At 57.8% G+C, this 17,398-nt stretch carries 18 protein-coding genes; 10 read left to right on the plus strand and 8 right to left on the minus strand.

Annotation, left to right across the window (positions count from 1 at the left end):
* Positions 1-26: 26 nt before the first annotated feature.
* From glpX to GOV79_RS02075, 3 genes are all read right to left on the minus strand, one after another.
* Positions 27-1,007, minus strand: a complete 981-nt coding sequence (glpX, locus tag GOV79_RS02065; RefSeq protein WP_170769330.1) for a class II fructose-bisphosphatase — start codon at positions 1,005-1,007, stop codon at positions 27-29.
* A 69-nt stretch (positions 1,008-1,076) separates the two neighbouring features.
* On the minus strand, positions 1,077-2,363 hold the full coding sequence (locus GOV79_RS02070) for a homoserine dehydrogenase (RefSeq protein WP_170784300.1): 1,287 nt from the start codon (positions 2,361-2,363) through the stop codon (positions 1,077-1,079).
* A gap of 125 nt (positions 2,364-2,488) precedes the next feature.
* Positions 2,489-2,737 (minus strand): hypothetical protein, encoded by a 249-nt coding sequence (locus GOV79_RS02075; protein WP_170769332.1) that lies wholly within the window; start codon positions 2,735-2,737, stop codon positions 2,489-2,491.
* Positions 2,738-2,836: 99 nt separating this feature from the next.
* Between GOV79_RS02075 and GOV79_RS02080 the strand changes: the two genes are divergently transcribed.
* On the plus strand, positions 2,837-3,433 hold the full coding sequence (locus tag GOV79_RS02080) for a TetR/AcrR family transcriptional regulator (protein WP_170788414.1): 597 nt from the start codon (positions 2,837-2,839) through the stop codon (positions 3,431-3,433).
* Here GOV79_RS02080 and GOV79_RS02085 read toward each other — a convergent pair.
* The gene (locus GOV79_RS02085; RefSeq protein WP_170788415.1) at positions 3,414-4,325 is read right to left on the minus strand and encodes a pirin family protein; all 912 of its coding nucleotides are present in this window, start codon (positions 4,323-4,325) and stop codon (positions 3,414-3,416) included. The two genes, GOV79_RS02080 and GOV79_RS02085, sit on opposite strands and share 20 nt — an antisense overlap.
* 91 nt (positions 4,326-4,416) lie before the next feature.
* Between GOV79_RS02085 and GOV79_RS02090 the strand changes: the two genes are divergently transcribed.
* The gene (locus GOV79_RS02090; RefSeq protein ID WP_331252068.1) at positions 4,417-4,980 is read left to right on the plus strand and encodes a hypothetical protein; all 564 of its coding nucleotides are present in this window, start codon (positions 4,417-4,419) and stop codon (positions 4,978-4,980) included.
* Here the strand turns inward: GOV79_RS02090 and GOV79_RS02095 are convergent.
* From GOV79_RS02095 to GOV79_RS02105, 3 genes are read right to left on the minus strand one after another with little or no spacing between them, the layout of a single operon-like run.
* A complete protein-coding gene (locus GOV79_RS02095) occupies positions 4,940-5,536 on the minus strand; it encodes a TadE/TadG family type IV pilus assembly protein (RefSeq protein ID WP_170788416.1) in 597 nt (198 codons plus the stop codon). The genes GOV79_RS02090 and GOV79_RS02095 overlap by 41 nt on opposite strands.
* 7 nt (positions 5,537-5,543) lie before the next feature.
* Positions 5,544-6,074, minus strand: a complete 531-nt coding sequence (locus GOV79_RS02100) for a TadE/TadG family type IV pilus assembly protein (RefSeq protein WP_170788417.1) — start codon at positions 6,072-6,074, stop codon at positions 5,544-5,546.
* Positions 6,071-7,702 carry a TadE/TadG family type IV pilus assembly protein gene (locus tag GOV79_RS02105; protein ID WP_170788418.1) on the minus strand — a complete coding sequence of 544 codons (1,632 nt, stop codon included), beginning with the start codon at positions 7,700-7,702 and terminating at the stop codon, positions 6,071-6,073. The genes GOV79_RS02100 and GOV79_RS02105 overlap by 4 nt, the downstream gene beginning before the upstream one ends.
* 328 nt (positions 7,703-8,030) lie before the next feature.
* On the opposite strand from GOV79_RS02105, the gene GOV79_RS02110 reads away from it, so the two are divergent.
* From GOV79_RS02110 to rpoD, 4 genes are all read left to right on the plus strand, one after another.
* Positions 8,031-9,461 (plus strand): Glu/Leu/Phe/Val family dehydrogenase, encoded by a 1,431-nt coding sequence (locus GOV79_RS02110; RefSeq protein WP_170788419.1) that lies wholly within the window; start codon positions 8,031-8,033, stop codon positions 9,459-9,461.
* A gap of 126 nt (positions 9,462-9,587) precedes the next feature.
* On the plus strand, positions 9,588-9,884 hold the full coding sequence (locus GOV79_RS02115; RefSeq protein ID WP_170769339.1) for a hypothetical protein: 297 nt from the start codon (positions 9,588-9,590) through the stop codon (positions 9,882-9,884).
* Positions 9,885-9,964: 80 nt separating this feature from the next.
* Entirely contained in the window at positions 9,965-11,911 is a 1,947-nt protein-coding gene (gene dnaG / locus GOV79_RS02120; protein WP_170788420.1) for a DNA primase, read from the plus strand.
* A gap of 114 nt (positions 11,912-12,025) precedes the next feature.
* Positions 12,026-14,017, plus strand: a complete 1,992-nt coding sequence (rpoD, locus tag GOV79_RS02125) for an RNA polymerase sigma factor RpoD (protein ID WP_170769341.1) — start codon at positions 12,026-12,028, stop codon at positions 14,015-14,017.
* Positions 14,018-14,181: 164 nt separating this feature from the next.
* On the opposite strand, the gene GOV79_RS02130 is transcribed toward rpoD, so the two are convergent.
* The gene (locus tag GOV79_RS02130) at positions 14,182-15,201 is read right to left on the minus strand and encodes a helix-turn-helix domain-containing protein (RefSeq protein ID WP_170788421.1); all 1,020 of its coding nucleotides are present in this window, start codon (positions 15,199-15,201) and stop codon (positions 14,182-14,184) included.
* 272 nt (positions 15,202-15,473) lie between these two features.
* Here GOV79_RS02130 and GOV79_RS02135 point away from each other — a divergent pair, with 272 nt between their 5' ends.
* The 4 genes from GOV79_RS02135 to GOV79_RS02150 all read left to right on the plus strand — a co-directional run bounded on the left by GOV79_RS02135 (position 15,474) and on the right by GOV79_RS02150 (position 17,368).
* Positions 15,474-15,911 (plus strand): thiol-disulfide oxidoreductase DCC family protein, encoded by a 438-nt coding sequence (locus tag GOV79_RS02135; protein ID WP_170769343.1) that lies wholly within the window; start codon positions 15,474-15,476, stop codon positions 15,909-15,911.
* The gene (locus GOV79_RS02140) at positions 15,912-16,448 is read left to right on the plus strand and encodes a DUF4166 domain-containing protein (RefSeq protein WP_170788422.1); all 537 of its coding nucleotides are present in this window, start codon (positions 15,912-15,914) and stop codon (positions 16,446-16,448) included.
* 84 nt (positions 16,449-16,532) lie between these two features.
* Entirely contained in the window at positions 16,533-16,937 is a 405-nt protein-coding gene (locus GOV79_RS02145) for a hypothetical protein (RefSeq protein ID WP_170788423.1), read from the plus strand.
* A 17-nt stretch (positions 16,938-16,954) separates the two neighbouring features.
* Positions 16,955-17,368, plus strand: a complete 414-nt coding sequence (locus tag GOV79_RS02150; protein ID WP_170788424.1) for a secondary thiamine-phosphate synthase enzyme YjbQ — start codon at positions 16,955-16,957, stop codon at positions 17,366-17,368.
* The last annotated feature ends 30 nt before the right edge of the window (positions 17,369-17,398 follow it).

Below are 17,398 nucleotides of genomic sequence, written 5' to 3' on the forward strand. Positions count from 1 at the left end.
ACCGTCGGAGGCAGCGGTGCAAGCCGCTAGTTGTCGTGTGACCACAGCGGGGTGCGGTAGGACATGCGCCGAACCGATCCGGTCTTGGAGCGCATCAGCAGGGTGGTGGTTTCCAGCCAACCCGGCTCGCGCTTAATGCGCGGCAACAGCGACCCGCCGGTCACGCCGGTTGCGGCGAAAATCACGTCGGCTGTCACCATCTCATCACGTGCGTAGATACGGTCCAGATCGGTGATGCCCGCCTTGGCCGCGCGGCCGCGTTCGTCATCGTTGCGAAACAGCAGGCGGCCAAAGATCTGACCACCCATGCATTTCAAGGCCGCTGCAGCCAGCACACCCTCGGGCGCGCCGCCTTGGCCCATATACATGTCGATGCCGGTCTCTTCACTTTCGGCGCAATGCATCACACCGGCCACGTCCCCATCGGTGATCAGACGGATCGAGGCTCCGGTCTCGCGTACTTCGGCGATCATCGCCTCGTGCCGGGGGCGTTCCAGAATGCAAACTGTAATGTCAGCGGGCGCGCAGCCCTTGGCTTTGGCCAGAGCCTCGACCCGTTCGCGCGGGCTCATGTCCAGATTCACGACGCCTTCGGGATAGCCCGGACCCACGGCCAGCTTGTCCATGTAAACGTCGGGCGCATGCAGCATCGAGCCGCGCGGGCCCATGGCGATCACGGTCAGGGCGTTGGGCATGTCCTTGGCGGTCAGGGTGGTGCCTTCCAGCGGGTCCAGCGCGATGTCCACGCCGGGGCCATTACCGGTACCGACCTCTTCACCGATATAAAGCATCGGCGCTTCGTCCCGCTCGCCTTCGCCGATGACCACGACGCCTGCGATATCTAGCAGGTTCAACTGTTCGCGCATCGCGTTGACCGCTGCCTGATCGGCTGCCTTCTCGTCACCACGTCCCACCAGCGAGGCAGAGGCCAGAGCAGCCTGTTCCGCAACCCGCGCCAGGCCCAGCGACAGCAGTCGGTCGTTGAAATCAATCTTGGCAGCACTCATTTTCACTATCCTCAGGTCAGTATAGGCGTTTTCTTGGGCATAGCCTGCGGCCTAGGCAGGCCGCAAGGGTCAAACCTCTTCAATGCGCAGCGCGACCGGTTCGCCCGATACCACATCGGTGTCGCGGAACCCGTCCAGCGCCACATCCAGCGTGGCCCGTGTTGTTTTATGCGTTACGATCAGGACCGGCGCGGTGCTGTCCGAGTGGCCATATTGGCGCATCCGGTCGATCGACACACCGGCATCGCCCAGAATGGCAGCCACTTTCGCCAGCGCGCCGGGTTTGTCGAACAGCGCAAGACGCAGGTAATAGGGGGCGGGCAGGCCGGTGATCGCCGGTGCCGCATCCTGCAACGAGGTCGCGGGCCGGCCAAAGGTCGGGATTTGCAACCCGCGCGCCAGATCACAGACATCGCCCATCACGGCGCTTGCCGTGGGGCCTTCGCCCGCGCCGGGGCCGCGCAGAACGACTTGTTCGACCGCATCGCCCTCGATCACTACCATGTTGGTGCCGCCTTCCAGTTGTCCCAGCGCCGAGCCGCTGGGTACAAGGCAGGGCTGCATCCGTTGGACCAGCCCTCGCGCGGTTTTCTGTGCGACGCCGAGCAGCTTGATGCGATAGCCCATATCGTCGGCCTGGTGGATGTCATCGAGGCTGATCTGCTGAATGCCCTCAATCTCGATCCCGTCGAAGTTGGGTTTGGTGCCGAAGGCAATCGACGACAGCAGCGCCAGTTTATGCGCTGCATCGATGCCGCCGACATCCAGATTTGGATCAGCTTCGAGGTACCCCAGCTGGGCGCATTCTTCGAACAGGGCGTTATAGCCCAGCTCCTGCGATTGCATCCGGGTCAGAATATAGTTGCAGGTGCCGTTCATCACGCCCATGACGCGGGTGATTTCATTGCCTGCAAGACCTTCGGTCAGGGATTTGATCACGGGAATACCGCCTGCAACGGCGGCCTCGAACCGGATCACGCGCCCGGCGGCTTCGGCCTTTTCGGCCAGCTCTTGCCCGTGGATCGCCAGCAGCGCTTTGTTTGCGGTTACGACGTCTTTGCCACTGGCCAGCGCCGCCTCGACCGAGGCTTTGGCGGGGCCGTTTTCACCGCCCATCAGTTCAACATAGACGTCGATATCGTCCCGCTGCGCCAGGGCAACCGGGTCGGTTTCCCACGCATAGCCCGACAGGTTCACGCCGCGATCCTTGGACGCGTCGCGCGCCGATACGGCGGTGATTTCAATGGGGCGGCCAGTACGCGCTTGCAGCAAATCCGCATGTTGGCGCACGATCTTGACGACACCCACGCCGACCGTTCCCAAGCCCGCAATTCCAAGCCGCAGCGCCTGTGTCATCCCGTGGGTTCCTTTCGCTCGAATTCATCGCCTTTCGGGCCTTGCCCGTTCTCCGCTGCCTTAGCGGGTTCGGCGCAAGGGTGCAATGCGTCCCGAACCGGGCCAACAAGGGATTTTGACGACGTTCAGTTGATTTCTGCGTTCTGCAGTTGATCCGCCTTGTTTTCCAGCGCTTCGCGGCGGGCGTTCAGCTCTTCTTCGACCTCGGCGGCTTCGCTGACGGGGTCGACTGGCGGGCCCAGATTCTGCTGCAACGCGATCAGCTTGGGATAGCGTGCCTTTTTCACGTTGGTGGGTTCCTCTCCCTCCAATTCCGGGAAGTTTGCACAGGCTGCGCAAGCCAGCACAGCGATCAGAAATGGCAGGGGTTTCATTCAGAACCCTTTCGAACAGTACTGCTCCAGTGATGCCTCTTTTGCGCCGGCGGTTCAAGCGGGGTTCTATCTGAACATCTGTTCAGATATTGTTGAGTTATGGCACGCACGCAAGGTTCACATTCCGATATCACTGGCCCCCGCATTCGCAAGGCGGCGCTGGCTTTGTTTGCTCGCCACGGCTATGCAGCGGTGTCGATGCGCCAGATCGCGGCCGAAGTCGGTGTGCAGGCCGGTGCGCTGTATAACTACACACCCGACAAGCAGAGCCTTCTATACAGGCTGATGTCCGACCACATGCAGGACCTTCTGACAGCCTATGGCGAGCTGGATCCCGCAGGTGATGCCATTGAGGCCCTGCGCCGCTTTGTCGGCTTCCATATCCGGTTTCACCTGCAACGCCCCGATGAGGTCTTCATCGCCTATATGGAACTGCGCAATCTGACCCCCGAGAATTTTGCCGAGATTGAGGCTCTGCGCCGCAGCTATGAGGATTCGCTGGAGACAATTCTGCAAGACGGTCAGCGGGCAGGGCAGTTTGACATCGCGGATACCAAGATCGCCACGTTGGCCGTGATTGCAATGCTGAATGGCGTGATGACCTGGTATCGCGCGGGCGGGCGTTTGTCGCTGGACGAGGTCGAGCGGATTTATTGGGATATGGTGCGACGCTCGGTCAGTGCGCGGGGCGAATGAAGGTGCCGTTTTGCAGCTCTCGAAAGGCCTGCTCCAGTTCAGCGCGCGTGTTCATGACGATGGGTCCGTGCCACGCCACCGGCTCGTCGATCGGAGCACCTGAGATCAGCAGGAAACGGACCCCATCCGGCCCGGCCTGAACCGTGACCTCATCCCCGGTTCCAAACCGCACCAATGTGCGATCGCCGGACATGTCGCGGATATTGACCTCTTGCCCTGAGACCTCTTTTTCCAGCAAGACGCCAGTGGGTTGCGAGGCATCGGCGAAGGCCGCCTGTCCCTGAAACACATAGGCAAAGGCGCGGCGATAGGTGTCGACGCGAAAGGTCTTTTTCACGCCCGCCGGGATCTGGATATCGAGATATTGCGGGTCAGCGGCGATGCCGTCTACCGGGCCGGTTTTGCCCCAGAACTCACCAACAATGACGCGAACCTTGGTGCCGTCATCATCCGTGATTTCGGGGATCTCTTTGCTTTCCACATCCTGGTACCGCGGTGAAGTCATTTTCTGGGCTGAAGGCAGGTTGCCCCAAAGTTGAAACCCGTGCATCTGCCCAGAGCTGTTTCCCTTGGGCATTTCCTGATGCAGAATGCCGGACCCGGCGGTCATCCATTGTACGTCGCCCGCGCCCAAGGTGCCGGTGTTGCCCAGAGAATCCGAATGCTCGACCGTGCCGGACAGCACATAAGTGATCGTCTCTATCCCGCGGTGGGGGTGCCATGGAAAACCGGCCATGTAGTCCTGCGGACGTTCATTTCGGAAATCATCGAAGAGCAGGAAGGGGTCTAATTCGGACGGGTCCTGAAACCCGAATGCGCGGTGCAATTTGACGCCCGCGCCTTCCATCGTTGGCATGGCTTTTCTGGTCTCCAGCGTGGGTCTAAGCGACATATGGGCCTCCTGTATCTTATGCGAACCATGTATCGCGCGGGTAAGGTTCGTCAATTTGCAGTCAGGCACGGGACCTGTGCGCAAAAATGCAATGCACCGCCCTCTGTCCTTCGTCAGCGAAAGCGGCTACATCCGGTCAAACGAACGCGGGGATATGACGATGCAGCAAGAGGTACTGGCCACTGTAAGGGCTTCAACACCAAGACGTTGGCTTGGCGTTGGCATGTTGGCTGTGGTTGGGGCGCTGGTTCTCTATGTGGCAGCGGCAACCCCGCCAGAGCCGGCCTGGCAGGTGTTTCTGGTCTTGGTTGGGATCGCGGCATTCTGGCTGGCGCACCGTATGTGGACTGCAACTGCCGACTGGATCGAGTTGACCAAAACCGAGATGCGTACAGGGTCAGGGCGCGTTATCGCTTATGTCGACAGTATCGAGGCCGTGGATCGCGGGGTCTTTGCGTTCAAGCCCTCAAACGGCTTTTTGGTTCGCACGAAGGAGGGTCAGGCGAACGCCTGGGCACCGGGACTTTGGTGGCGTCTAGGCCGTCGGGTTGGCATCGGCGGCATGACATCCGCCGCCGAAACCAAATTCATGTCTGAGGCGCTTTCTATCTTGCTTATGAACAGACCGGCTGAGGGCCAAGGTTCTGCGCAATAGCGTTCGTAAAACGCGGACGAGTGAATACAAAATTTTCGAAGGTTGAATCGTCGCTTACCCAATCCCCGATGACTGCGGCGCCACCAAAGGCCGGATCGAAGTCATTTGAGGTTTCAACGATGATAAGTGTGTCCTGATCCGGCATCGGCGGCAAAGAGCCGCTAATGCTGGTGATGTTGTCATTGTCCAATTGATCGCAGAAGCCGCGAATGGCAGACCAGTCAACATAATGTCGTGCATCGCCTTCATCATACCTGACCAGCGAAATACGAACACGTAGTGGCGTACCATTGTCGACCATACGCTCCATCAATTCCTGCATGGAGTCTACGTATGTATCCGTAACCTCTGACGTTTCCCTCGAGATCAGATCTCCAACGGTATAGGCGGCCCGAAGGTTGGCGGCGCTTTGCCTGAAACCGTCGAAAAACGTGTAGGTGCCGGTGACCGTCCAGAACAGCATCGGAAAGACCAGAACAGCCTCGACCGACAGGGCACCGCGTTCGTCACGGGCTTTGCGGTTTAATAGGTTTCGAACTTTTGCAAGCAGGGACATGGGACTATCAAGGCTCCTGAACAAATGCTGTGGTGGCGGTAAGAGCGATCTGGCCCCTGTCGTCAGACAAAGCGCGGCCCATCAACGAAGTGGGGAATACAGGGTCCACTTTGGCGCAGGCCCGCAAAATCATCAGCTCGTTTGACAGGCCCGGTGTAAACTCGCGCACAGGTCTGGCTTCTTCTGAGTTGTCAGTGCAGTCAGCCGTTTCCGGCAAGACAACCCCGGTGAACGCGCTCTGCACGATCATCTCAAGACGCATGTTGTCTTGGCAGTTCTTGATAACCAAAGTCCGTCCGCAGATGGAATCCTTGATGGAGTCATGTGTCGGCTCAGTGCCAGTGCCCAGACGAACGTCCCTAACGGTTTGGTCTACAGCGCGTTCCAACATCGCCTGCTGGAGCGTGACCAGCGAATACTCCGTCGCGCTCAGGATGAAGAAGATGAAGGCAGGGAACAGGAGTGCGAATTCGAGTGTGATCGATCCGTTTTCAGACTTTCTAAAAAGCCGTAGTTTTTTGAATGCTCGATGTGTCATTGAGTCAACCTCAACTTTTTGATCGACGATGCGATCGAGGCGAATGCCTCTTCCAAAGAGATACCTTCGGGATCATCAAACTCGTCGACTTCGTAGACATGGCTGTCGGAACTTGCGCAATTCTTGATCGTAGTCAGACCCGCCGCGGGGGCTTCAAAAGCGATACCGTAGATAATCGTGCCCTTGTTCTTGGCCGCGGAGCAGATATTGGTTGTGCGCGTATTCTTGCTGGACGCCCCTGTCGAGCGGAAGGCGTTGTTGTACCAGTTGGTGCGGTGGTTGTTCTGCCAGCGGTAATTGTTGACCGCGTTCCAGAACAGGGATGCTTGATTAAACAGTTGGGGGTATGTCAGGCGAGTGGCTCGACCTGGTTCGTTGTCACCAAAAGGGTGATCGCGGAAAACGCCTTGACGTGTCCAGAAATAAGTGGGCGGGTTGCTGGAAACGCGGGTGCTGTATTCACCTCGTTGGCCGTTGAAATGAACGTAGTTGGGGTTGTACCAGACGTTCGAGTTGCCACTGCGCAAGTCCGAGCGTAAACGGAATTGCGAGGTGTTCTGGCCGTCGGTCATAACAATCACAATTTTCAGAACATCTTCTTCGTATCCCAGCGGGCGGTTGCTGAATTTTGCCGGGACGTTGCCGTCAGTCGACAGATCGCTGACGACATCCTGGAAGGCAGGGTCCAGCAATGCCGTACCCCATTTCATACCGACGTCGATCGAGGTGTTCCCGGTCGCTGTCAGGGCATCAATTCGGTTGTGCAATACGGTAATGTCGTCAGTGACAGGCGTAATCTCGCTCCCGGCGCGGACCGGGCAAACAGGGGCACTGATTGGGTTTTCCGAGTTCGTGAAAACGTCGAAATGTCCGGTGCGTTCCAACGCCGTTGCCGGGTCAAGGGCTGCTTGCTGGAACTGAGTCGAAGTGAAGTTAACGCAATGCGAAAAGCTGTGCTCGCTTGAGACATTGGTGAACTTGTCCAAAATGTCGGCACCCGCGTTCACCTGAGTGGCATAAGGGATGATTGACATCGAAATCTCGCTGCCTTCCTGCTTTTGCAGCATCAGCGTGACAAATTCCTTTGCCGCATCCCTGAGAACCTCAATCTTGGTCTTGTTTGGTTCGGCTGAATCTTCGTTCATGGACCCGGACATATCCAGAACCAACGAGATTTCGACAGCGCCGATAGATTCCTCGGCAGTACTTGCCGCAACGGCCGTGAGTTGTTTGACACCCGAGAACCGCATGAAATGAGTGGGAACGACGGTCTGCGCCCTGGCAGAAACTCGACGAGACCCCAAGCCTTCCTCGACAACGGGTTCTCCGACCAGTTTATCTCCAAGCCCGGCCTTTTCCAGATAAGATACCACGACCGCTTTCGGAGGCAGTTGCTGATCAAGATCCGCGGCTGCCAGAACGGCGCGGTCCAACGTGGACTGAAGGTTCGCGCGATCTCGCTCAAAGTTCATCAGGTCAACGCCCATACCGGTCGTTGCCAAAATGACAAGGAAACCCAGCAGCACGAAAATGGTGAATGCACCGTCTTCTCGCTGCGCGAAATGACGAGCTAAAGGAATTTGTCGACCAAAAAACGTTTTGCCGCCGTGACGTGCGTGTTCAATCATTATGCAGACCTCGTTGAGCAGACATCCCAAGCTGCTAGGAAAAAGTTAACGCATGGAAATTACTGGTGAAACGTGGCGGGAATTGGGCGAAACGGCCCCCCTTTAGGCCCTTTTGGGGGCAAATGGAGGATAATTTATCGAACACGTGTCGCTCTGTTTTCCCGCTGGCGACAATCGCGTTGGCGCTGAAGATCCCTCGCGACTCAGCGGGGGTTCAACAAGATGTGCAGAAAATTTCGACTTTTATTTCTGCTTAAATATTGATCGTTTAAGTAAGGGGTGCGACAAAACGTCAGAACGCCAGTCGTTCGTTGGCACGGAGGTATAGATGACGGCCATTAATGAACCAAGTTTTCGTGAGAGTGTTGATTTGATGTTCAACAGGGCGGCGTCCCTGATGGATTTGCCCCCCGGACTTGAAGAAAAGATACGTGTCTGCAATGCCACCTACACTGTTCGTTTCGGTGTGCGCCTACGTGGCGACATACACACCTTCACCGGATACAGATCGGTTCATTCCGAGCATATGGAACCCGTGAAAGGCGGTATCCGCTATGCGCTGGCCGTAAATCAGGACGAGGTCGAGGCGCTGGCTGCGCTGATGACTTATAAATGTGCCTTGGTAGAAACGCCGTTTGGCGGCTCGAAAGGCGGGCTATGCATCGACCCGCGCAAGTATGAAGAGCATGAGCTTGAGCAGATCACTCGGCGCTTCGCCTATGAATTGGCCAAGCGGGACCTAATCAACCCGTCTCAGAACGTTCCGGCCCCCGACATGGGTACAGGTGAGCGGGAGATGGCCTGGATGGCCGACCAATATGCGCGGATGAACACCACCGATATCAACGCGCGCGCTTGTGTAACTGGCAAGCCGCTGAACGCAGGTGGTATCGCCGGGCGGGTCGAGGCAACGGGGCGCGGTGTGCAATACGCGCTGCGCGAGTTCTTCCGCCACCCGGAAGATATCCAGAAGGCGGGCCTGTCAGGGAAGCTGGACGGCAAGCGGGTGATCATTCAGGGATTGGGTAACGTGGGCTATCACGCGGCTAAATTCCTGAGCGAAGAGGACGGAGCGATTGTCACCGGCATCATAGAGTGGGATGGCGCGCTATATAACCCTGATGGGATCGACGTTGAATCTGTTCGGCAGTGGATCGTCAAACATGGCGGCGTCAAGGGTTACCCGGACGCGACCCATTCCGCCGAAGGCTCGGCAGTGCTGGAACAAGAATGCGATATCCTCATCCCGGCGGCGCTGGAAGGCGTGATCAACCTGGAAAACGCTGATCGCATCAAGGCCCCGCTGATCATCGAGGCGGCCAACGGCCCTGTGACGGCGGGCGCGGACGAGATTCTGCGCAAGAAAGGCACCGTGATCATCCCGGATATGTATGCCAACGCAGGTGGTGTGACGGTCTCGTATTTCGAGTGGGTCAAGAACCTCAGCCATATCCGCTTTGGCCGGATGCAGCGCCGGCAGGAAGAGGCGCGGCACGAACTGATCGTCAGCGAACTGGAGCGTCTGGACCGGTATCTGGGCGATGCCTGGTCGATGTCACCGGACTTCAAGGCCAAGTACCTGAAAGGTGCGGATGAGCTTGAGCTAGTGCGCTCGGGCCTCGATGACACGATGCGGATTGCGTATCAATCCATGCGTGAGGTTTGGCATAGCCGCGATGATGTCGAAGACCTGCGCACAGCTGCGTATATCGTGGCGATCGACCGGGTCTCGAAAAGCTATCGCGCTAAAGGGTTGTGATGTCAGCGCAGGGGCGGCCTTGGGTCGCCCCTGTGCAACACGAAGGCGCGAGGTGCAAAACGGCGATGGCGGGACGGGTTTGCCGGGGATAGACTGCCGGAACAGAAACGAATCCCGGAGACCTACATGTTGCGTATCGCCGTTGCGGCCCTTGTACTGGCTACCCCTCTGGCCGCTCAGGAAACCAAGGAACAAAGCTGCAAGTTTCAAGCCGACGTCGTGGCCGCCATTCAGCAGGCGCGGCTGGACCGGGTGAAGGAACGCGACGTGCCGCAGGCTGTCGCCGATGCAGGGCCCACTTGGCCAGAAAATTACAATGCGGCTATCCCGCTGATCACGCCTTGGGTCTATGAGCAAAAGATGCGCGACGTGCGCAAGAAAGACCTTGGTGCCGCCTGGCTGGAGCTGTGCTTGCAGCAATAATCCACAGGCCCGCCATTTCCCTGTGGACAACCGCGCGCCATCCCCTTGGCGCGCGTTTTCATTTCTGGCAGGTTTAGCACATGTCATTGCCCCCCGGATTTCTGGATGAACTGCGTACGCGCCTCAGCCTGTCTCAGGTCGTGGGGCGAAAGGTCATGTGGGACCAGCGCAAATCCAATCAAGGCAAGGGTGATATGTGGGCGCCGTGCCCGTTTCACCATGAAAAGACGGCGTCATTCCATGTGGATGATCAAAAGGGGTTTTACTACTGCTTTGGGTGCCACGCCAAAGGGGATGCGATCAGTTTCGTGAAAGAGACCGAGAATGTCTCGTTCATCGAAGCGGTCGAGATTCTGGCCCGCGAGGCCGGGATGCCGATGCCGCAGCGCGATCCCAAGGCGCAGGAAATGCAGGACCGCCGCGCGCAACTGGCCGAGGTGATGGAGCAGGCGGTGCAGTTCTTCCGTCTGCAGATCAAGACCGGGGCCGGGAGCGCGGCTCGCGATTACCTGACCCGCCGGGGGTTGGACGCGCAGGCGCTGGATCGATGGGAGATTGGCTTCGCCCCCGATGGATGGCAGGCCCTTTGGGATCATCTGACCGGCAAGAATGTGGCCGAGGATCTGATCCTGGGGGCGGGTCTGGCGAAACCGTCGAACAAAGGCAAAAAGCCTTATGATACCTTCCGAAACCGGATCATGTACCCGATCCGTGACCCGCGTGGGCGGTGTATTGCCTTCGGCGGTAGGGCGATGGACCCCAATGACAATGCCAAATACCTGAACTCGCCTGAGACCGAATTGTTCGACAAGGGGCGCAGCCTCTACAACCACGGGCCCGCGCGGCAAGCGGCGGGGAAGGGGCGACCTCTGATCGTGGCCGAAGGCTATATGGATGTGATCGCGCTGGCCGAGGCCGGGTTTGGCGCGTCGGTTGCTCCGCTGGGCACCGCGATTACCGAACATCAACTGCAACTGCTCTGGCGCATATCCGATGAGCCGGTCATTGCATTGGATGGCGACACGGCGGGCTTGCGCGCCGCGATGCGCGCGGTTGATCTGGCCCTGCCGCTGCTTGAGGCAGGGAAATCTCTGCGGTTTGCCCTGATGCCCGAGGGCAAGGACCCCGACGACCTGCTGCGCGCCGAAGGGCCGGGGGCCGTGCAAGCCGTGCTGGAAGGTGCAATTCCCATGGTCAAGCTGCTGTGGCAGCGCGAGACCGAGGGCAAGGTGTTCGACAGTCCCGAGCGCAAAGCGGCGCTGGACAAGGCGCTGCGCGAGAAGATCAAGCTTATCCGCGACCCCTCGATCCGGTCGCATTACGGGCAGGAAATCAAGGACCTGCGCTGGCAGTTATTCCGCCCGCAGCGCCAACAGCAGAACCGCCAATGGCAACCGCGTGGCAAGTGGCAGCCTCAGCCGACGGCGACACCAGGAGCACGCGCGTCCTTCCTGGCCTCGTCCGAAGGTTCGGAAATCCAACTGCGCGAAGCGGCGATTCTGGCCATTGCAGCGCTGAACCCGCAGGTGGTTGTGCAGTTCGAAATCCAGTTGGAAGAGATGGAGTGCCGTGACCCCGACCACGCCGCTCTGCGCCACGCCATCCTGCGCCATGCGATTGATGACCCCGAGAATCTGAAAGACCACATTGCTGAAACTTTGGGGCCCGAAGCCCTTGAAAACCTGCTGGCCCTTCGCCATGTCGCAGTGATCCCTTGTGTGTATAAACCGGGCGATGTCGAAAAGGCCGAAATGACGCTGGCCGAGGAGCTCGCAAAGATCAAAGCTCTCAGGGGGTTGGACGCAGAGATTGCCGAAGCCGAGGAGGAACTGTCTGATCTGGCCGATGAGGCGCTGACATACCGGCTGGCCCAGGCCGCCGAAGAGCGTAACCGCACAAGCCGCAGCCAGAATGAGGACAGGGCGATATTCGACGTGGCCGACAATGGCGCGCGAATCAACCGCGACGAGAAAGACAAGTTTGAGGCAATCATGTCCGGGATCAATTTCGAGCGGAAACGCCGGTAAGGTGGTGTTTTCGTAAGGCACTGGAAAAGAAAAACGGGTAAACGGGTGGCCGAATCACTTCTACGCGCTAATGATTCGGTTCAAACGAATCACCCATCCCTGCAGGAGCATTGAATGGCCGCCAAGGATACCAACGAAGACCGCAAATCCGACGAGCAGGAACAGGAAATCTCGCTGGATATGAGCCAGGCCCAGGTCAAGAAGATGATCGCCGAGGCCCGCGAGAAAGGTTACATCACCTACGACCAGCTCAATCAGGTTTTGCCGCCGGATCAGGTCAGCTCGGAGCAGATCGAAGACGTGATGTCGATGCTGTCCGAGATGGGCATCAACATCATCGAAGATGAAGAGGCCGAGGAAGAAGAAAACAAAGGCTCGACCGAACTAACCACGACCGAAAGCAACCGCGAGGTTGCTTTGGCCGGGGCGGCGACCGAAAAGCTGGACCGCACCGACGACCCTGTGCGCATGTATCTGCGCGAGATGGGCAGCGTCGAACTGCTGAGCCGCGAGGGCGAGATTGCCATCGCCAAACGGATTGAGGCCGGGCGGAACACGATGATCGCAGGCCTGTGCGAAAGCCCGCTGACGTTCCAGGCGATCACCATCTGGCACGACGAATTGCTGTCCGAAGACATTCTGCTGCGCGACGTCATCGATTTGGAGGCCACTTTTGGCAACCAGATGGACGAAGACGGCGACGTCGAGGAACCAGTGGTTGACACCTCGAACGTGCAGGCCGCCAAGCCCGCGAAAGAGGATACCGGCCCCGAGCTGGACGCCGACGGCAACCCGCTGAACAACGACGACGATGATGACGACGATGATCAGGCCAACATGTCACTGGCCGCGATGGAAGCCGCGCTGAAGGATCAGGTTCTGACCACGCTAGAACGCATCTCGACCGACTTCTCGATGCTGTCGGAAATGCAGGACAGCCGAATTTCAGCCACACTGAATGAAGACGGCACCTTCAGCGAACAGGACGAAGCAACATACCAAAAGTTGCGCGCCGAGATTGTTGAGCTGGTGAATGGGCTGCACCTGCATAACAACCGGATCGAAGCGCTGATCGACCAGCTTTACGGTATCAACCGCCGCGTGATGTCGCTGGACAGTTCGATGGTGAAGCTGGCGGATCAGGCACGGATCAACCGCCGTGAGTTTATCGACGCCTATCGCGGGCGCGAGCTGGACCCCAACTGGCTGTCGGATATGGCGGAAAAGCCGGGTCGGGGCTGGCAGATGTTCATTGAACGCTCGACCGCGAAGGTCGAAGAACTTCGCAACGATATGGCTCAGGTCGGTCAGTATGTCGGTTTGGACATCCCCGAATTCCGCCGCATCGTGCAGCAGGTTCAGAAGGGTGAGAAAGAGGCGCGGCAGGCCAAGAAGGAAATGGTCGAGGCCAACCTGCGTCTGGTGATCTCGATCGCCAAGAAATACACCAACCGTGGCCTGCAGTTCCTTGATCTGATCCAGGAAGGGAACATCGGCCTGATGAAGGCGGTGGACAAGTTCGAATACCGCCGCGGCTACAAATTCTCGACCTATGCGACCTGGTGGATTCGTCAGGCGATCACGCGGTCTATCGCGGATCAGGCGCGCACCATTCGTATTCCGGTTCATATGATCGAGACGATCAACAAGCTGGTTCGGACCGGTCGCCAGATGCTGCATGAAATCGGTCGCGAGCCGACGCCGGAAGAACTGGCCGAAAAGCTTCAAATGCCGCTAGAGAAGGTTCGCAAGGTGATGAAAATCGCCAAAGAGCCGATCTCTCTGGAAACACCGATCGGCGACGAGGAAGACAGCCAACTGGGCGATTTCATCGAGGACAAGAATGCAGTGTTGCCTCTGGACAGCGCCATTCAGGAAAACCTCAAAGAGACCACCACACGGGTTCTGGCCTCTCTCACTCCGCGTGAGGAGCGGGTGCTGCGGATGCGCTTTGGCATCGGTATGAACACCGACCATACGCTGGAAGAGGTTGGCCAGCAGTTCAGCGTGACCCGCGAACGTATCCGCCAGATCGAGGCGAAGGCGTTGCGGAAGTTGAAACACCCCAGCAGGTCACGAAAACTGCGATCCTTCCTAGACCAATAAACAAAAAGGCGCCCCAACCAAGGCGCCTTTTTTCATTCAGATGACCGTTCCAGAAAACGCTTTGGCAGGATTTCACAAGTTCTGAGCAGCAGCGGTACTTACCTCACTGTTGTCCACTCATGGGACGGACCGGGGCGAGGCATCTGCGCCGATGACCCCCGGTCTCACCCTTGGGGTGGAGGATCCAATCTGCTGCGGAACGTGCTTGGGGCTTGCCCGGTCCAGCGCTTGAAAGCGGTGGAGAAGGCGGGTTGATCGGCATAGCCAAGCGAATAGGCAATCTCGGTCAAGTTCATTCCGTTGGTGATGAAGGTCTGCGCTAGATCGCATCTGAGGTCATCGACGATCTCGCGATAGCTGGTTCCTTCATGCTTTAATCGACGCGCAAAGGTACGGGTGCTAAGACCCAAATTGGCGGCGGCTTCCTCGGCTTGCAGGATTGCACCAGGAAGGGATCTGGTGATCAGCCCTTCGACCTGCGCGCGCAATTTCTGTTTGGGTTGGCGTCTGTCGGCCATGACGCGATCCCCATACTCCAACAGATGCTGACGCAATTTGGGGTCATATGTCGGGACAGGTAAATCTAGCGTTGATAGGGCCAGAATGATCTCGAGCCTCTCGGTTCCGAAAGAGACGGGAAATCCTGCAAGCTTCTGATACTGCGCCTTGTTTCCCCCAACTTCGTGCTGAAAACACATTTCTATCGGGTAAAAATCAATCTGGGTAAGGTCGCGCAAACGTGAAAGACCGGCGAACATCAGAAACTCGGTCCGGCGATGAAAACGGGCATAGCTGGCGTCCTTCCACTCGGCCTCGATCGTGGCAAAGTTCCCGGCCACGCGCAGACTGAAGCGCAGGGCGGGATCAATAAGGCCATGATAGCGGGCCGCGTTTTCCAGTACCTGCTTCAGATCGCGAGAGTATTTGCTGACATAGGCCGTCAGGCTCGAGGATGATTTGAAGGCCAGCCCCGCTTGCGCGGCAAACGTCGGATCGCCTAGGGCATCACAGGCATATCTGGTGAACAGAGCTTCGGTTTTTGCGCTGATCCCGCTGTTTAGCGCTTCGACCTCGGGCCGGCTGAGCCCACATTTCTCAAGCAATTTGTTGGCGACAGAATTGTCCGCCGCTTTCTGATCAAGCGTTCGGGTCAATGTCTGAATGCGGGCGATGTCGACGTCCATAGGTTCATCATAGCCTGTTTGCCCAGATTTTGCATCTATGCTGCAACGACGATTGTCCGGTTGTCGAAAAAGCTTGGCGCAAAGTCACAAGCGCATTTTCTACTAAGGCATTATCTGAGCCTCGTTGCCGGGTTAGAACCTTCTCGGGGATGAGGTCGAGCCCAGTCCGGACACAAAACGGATTGTCAGTGGCTCCCCGGCACACCCGTGTCCAATTGTGTCGCATTGCTCCATTCACGCAACCAGCGCAAAACTGGCGTGAAAAGGGCGACATGCAGCATTTTGATCTGACCAGCGTGACGAAAGACCAGGACGTAATCGTTTTCGACGGCGAATGTGTCCTGTGTGCTGGTTTTTTTCAGTTCATGCTAAGACACGATAGGCTGGCTCGGTTCAAATTTGTCACGGCGCAGTCGCCGCTGGGGCAGCAGATGTATATCAGTCTTGGCCTGCCAACCGAGGATTTTGAGACCAATCTGGTCATTGTTGATGGCCAGGTGTTCCAACGTCTGGATGCTTTTGCTGCAGCTATGCGGGCTTTGCCAGGTTTGTGGCCGGTTCTTGGGCTGTGCCGCTTTTTGCCAAGAATTATGAAAGACCCGGTCTATTTTGCAGTCGCGCGCAATCGCTACAGGCTATTCGGGCAAAGGCCTAGCTGCCTGATACCAGACGCGGCAATCCACACGCGTTTTCTGCCCGGAGGGTTCTGATTGGACCCGTTCTGGCAAGCCCTGCCAACGCATTCCGATTTGCCTGACGCGCTTCGCGCTCTGCACGGGCATCCTGGCAAGTTTTCAGGGCGTTGTTCGGTCGAGGCCGGATCAAGTTGGGTCGTAAGATCAGCGCTATGGCTGGGTAGGTTCCCACCCGTGGCTAGCGACATTGCGATCCGCATCGTGACCCGACAGGACAATGAGACGTGGTTTTGGACGCGAGATTTTGCCGGGCATCTGATGCAATCGTCAATTCGGTTTGATCCAAAGACCATGTTGGTCTGTGAAAAGGCGGGCGTACTGACATTTTGGCTAAAACCGATATGGAACGGCGCAGAACTGAAATTGAAAATTCAGGGCTTGTCTGTTTTCGGGGTGCCATGTCCGGGCGTTTTGGTGCCCAAATCCTCGACCGTCGAATGGCAGGACGCGGTGGGTCGGTTCCGTTTTGACGTTTCGGCCAGATTGCCCGTATTGGGACTGCTCATCCGATATCACGGATGGCTAACGCCGGATCACGCAAGCCCCGACTGAGGCTGAATTGATCGTGAACCGCCTTTGACTGCAAGCAGCGTATACTATTTCCAGTCTTACCTCGTAACAGGAAAGAGTATGATTATGAAACAGGTTATGACATATGCCGCTTTGGCGGCAGTGGTGCTGAGTACGCCGGTCTCAGCGACGGGATTTGCACGACTTGGGTACCAAATCGCGTCCGTCAACAGCAACGTTTACGAAGTGATCCCGCGCGGTCGAACTGATGTGGACGGATATTGGTGCGCCGCTGCGGATTACGCGCGCAGAACATTGGGTGCGGGTTGGAAACAGCCGATCTATGTTGTGCGCGGCTATGGTCCCAGCGAAGCGACCGGTCGTCGTACGGCGGTCCAATTCTCGATCAATCCGCCAGCGGGTGTCAGCACCCCGACCAAGACTGTGTCTGTCGGGTTTGTCGCCGGTCAAAGCAGATCGGTTCAAAGTGCCAATTCGCTGTGCTACCGTCGCCAAATCTTTGACGACTAACGGAGTCTAGCGCCGTCTTGCAGACCGAGTTTATTATTTCGACGCGCGGACCGGGTTTGTATGAATTCACCCGCGACGTGTGTAACTGGCTCAACTCGGTCCAAGCAGACGGGCTTTTGACCCTGTTCGTGCGCCATACGTCGTGTTCTCTGGTGATACAGGAGAACGCAGACCCCGAGGTGCAGACGGACATGAATGCTTTTTTTCAACGGCTGGTGCCGCCCTCGAACCATCCATCGATGTCTTACTTGCGGCACACTTATGAGGGCCCAGACGATATGCCTGCGCATATCAAGGCAGCCTTGTTGCCCGTGTCGCTGACTGTCCCGGTGGCGAACGGTCGCCCGGTTTTGGGAACGTGGCAAGGGATCTACGTTTTTGAACATCGCTCCCAACCGCATACCCGCAAGGTCGCGGCGCATTTTGCTTAGAATCAGGATATTGCGGTAAAATTTTCCGAC

Origin of the sequence: Ruegeria lacuscaerulensis (genome assembly GCF_013034745.1) — a bacterium.
GTDB classification, from domain to species: domain Bacteria; phylum Pseudomonadota; class Alphaproteobacteria; order Rhodobacterales; family Rhodobacteraceae; genus Ruegeria; species Ruegeria lacuscaerulensis_B.

Excerpts from the sequence above, each read along its gene's own strand:
- GOV79_RS02110 (WP_170788419.1), top strand. The coding sequence starts at position 8,031 with ATGACGGCCATTAATGAACCAAGTTTTCGTGAGAGTGTTGATTTGATG.
- GOV79_RS02095 (WP_170788416.1), bottom strand. The coding sequence starts at position 5,536 with ATGTCCCTGCTTGCAAAAGTTCGAAACCTATTAAACCGCAAAGCCCGT.
- GOV79_RS02135 (WP_170769343.1), top strand. The coding sequence starts at position 15,474 with ATGCAGCATTTTGATCTGACCAGCGTGACGAAAGACCAGGACGTAATC.
- GOV79_RS02070 (WP_170784300.1), bottom strand. The coding sequence starts at position 2,363 with ATGACACAGGCGCTGCGGCTTGGAATTGCGGGCTTGGGAACGGTCGGC.
- GOV79_RS02090 (WP_331252068.1), top strand. The coding sequence starts at position 4,417 with ATGCACCGCCCTCTGTCCTTCGTCAGCGAAAGCGGCTACATCCGGTCA.
- dnaG (WP_170788420.1), top strand. The coding sequence starts at position 9,965 with ATGTCATTGCCCCCCGGATTTCTGGATGAACTGCGTACGCGCCTCAGC.
- GOV79_RS02105 (WP_170788418.1), bottom strand. The coding sequence starts at position 7,702 with ATGATTGAACACGCACGTCACGGCGGCAAAACGTTTTTTGGTCGACAA.
- GOV79_RS02085 (WP_170788415.1), bottom strand. The coding sequence starts at position 4,325 with ATGTCGCTTAGACCCACGCTGGAGACCAGAAAAGCCATGCCAACGATG.
- rpoD (WP_170769341.1), top strand. The coding sequence starts at position 12,026 with ATGGCCGCCAAGGATACCAACGAAGACCGCAAATCCGACGAGCAGGAA.
- GOV79_RS02075 (WP_170769332.1), bottom strand. The coding sequence starts at position 2,737 with ATGAAACCCCTGCCATTTCTGATCGCTGTGCTGGCTTGCGCAGCCTGT.
- GOV79_RS02145 (WP_170788423.1), top strand. The coding sequence starts at position 16,533 with ATGAAACAGGTTATGACATATGCCGCTTTGGCGGCAGTGGTGCTGAGT.
- GOV79_RS02080 (WP_170788414.1), top strand. The coding sequence starts at position 2,837 with ATGGCACGCACGCAAGGTTCACATTCCGATATCACTGGCCCCCGCATT.
- GOV79_RS02115 (WP_170769339.1), top strand. The coding sequence starts at position 9,588 with ATGTTGCGTATCGCCGTTGCGGCCCTTGTACTGGCTACCCCTCTGGCC.
- glpX (WP_170769330.1), bottom strand. The coding sequence starts at position 1,007 with ATGAGTGCTGCCAAGATTGATTTCAACGACCGACTGCTGTCGCTGGGC.
- GOV79_RS02130 (WP_170788421.1), bottom strand. The coding sequence starts at position 15,201 with ATGGACGTCGACATCGCCCGCATTCAGACATTGACCCGAACGCTTGAT.
- GOV79_RS02100 (WP_170788417.1), bottom strand. The coding sequence starts at position 6,074 with ATGACACATCGAGCATTCAAAAAACTACGGCTTTTTAGAAAGTCTGAA.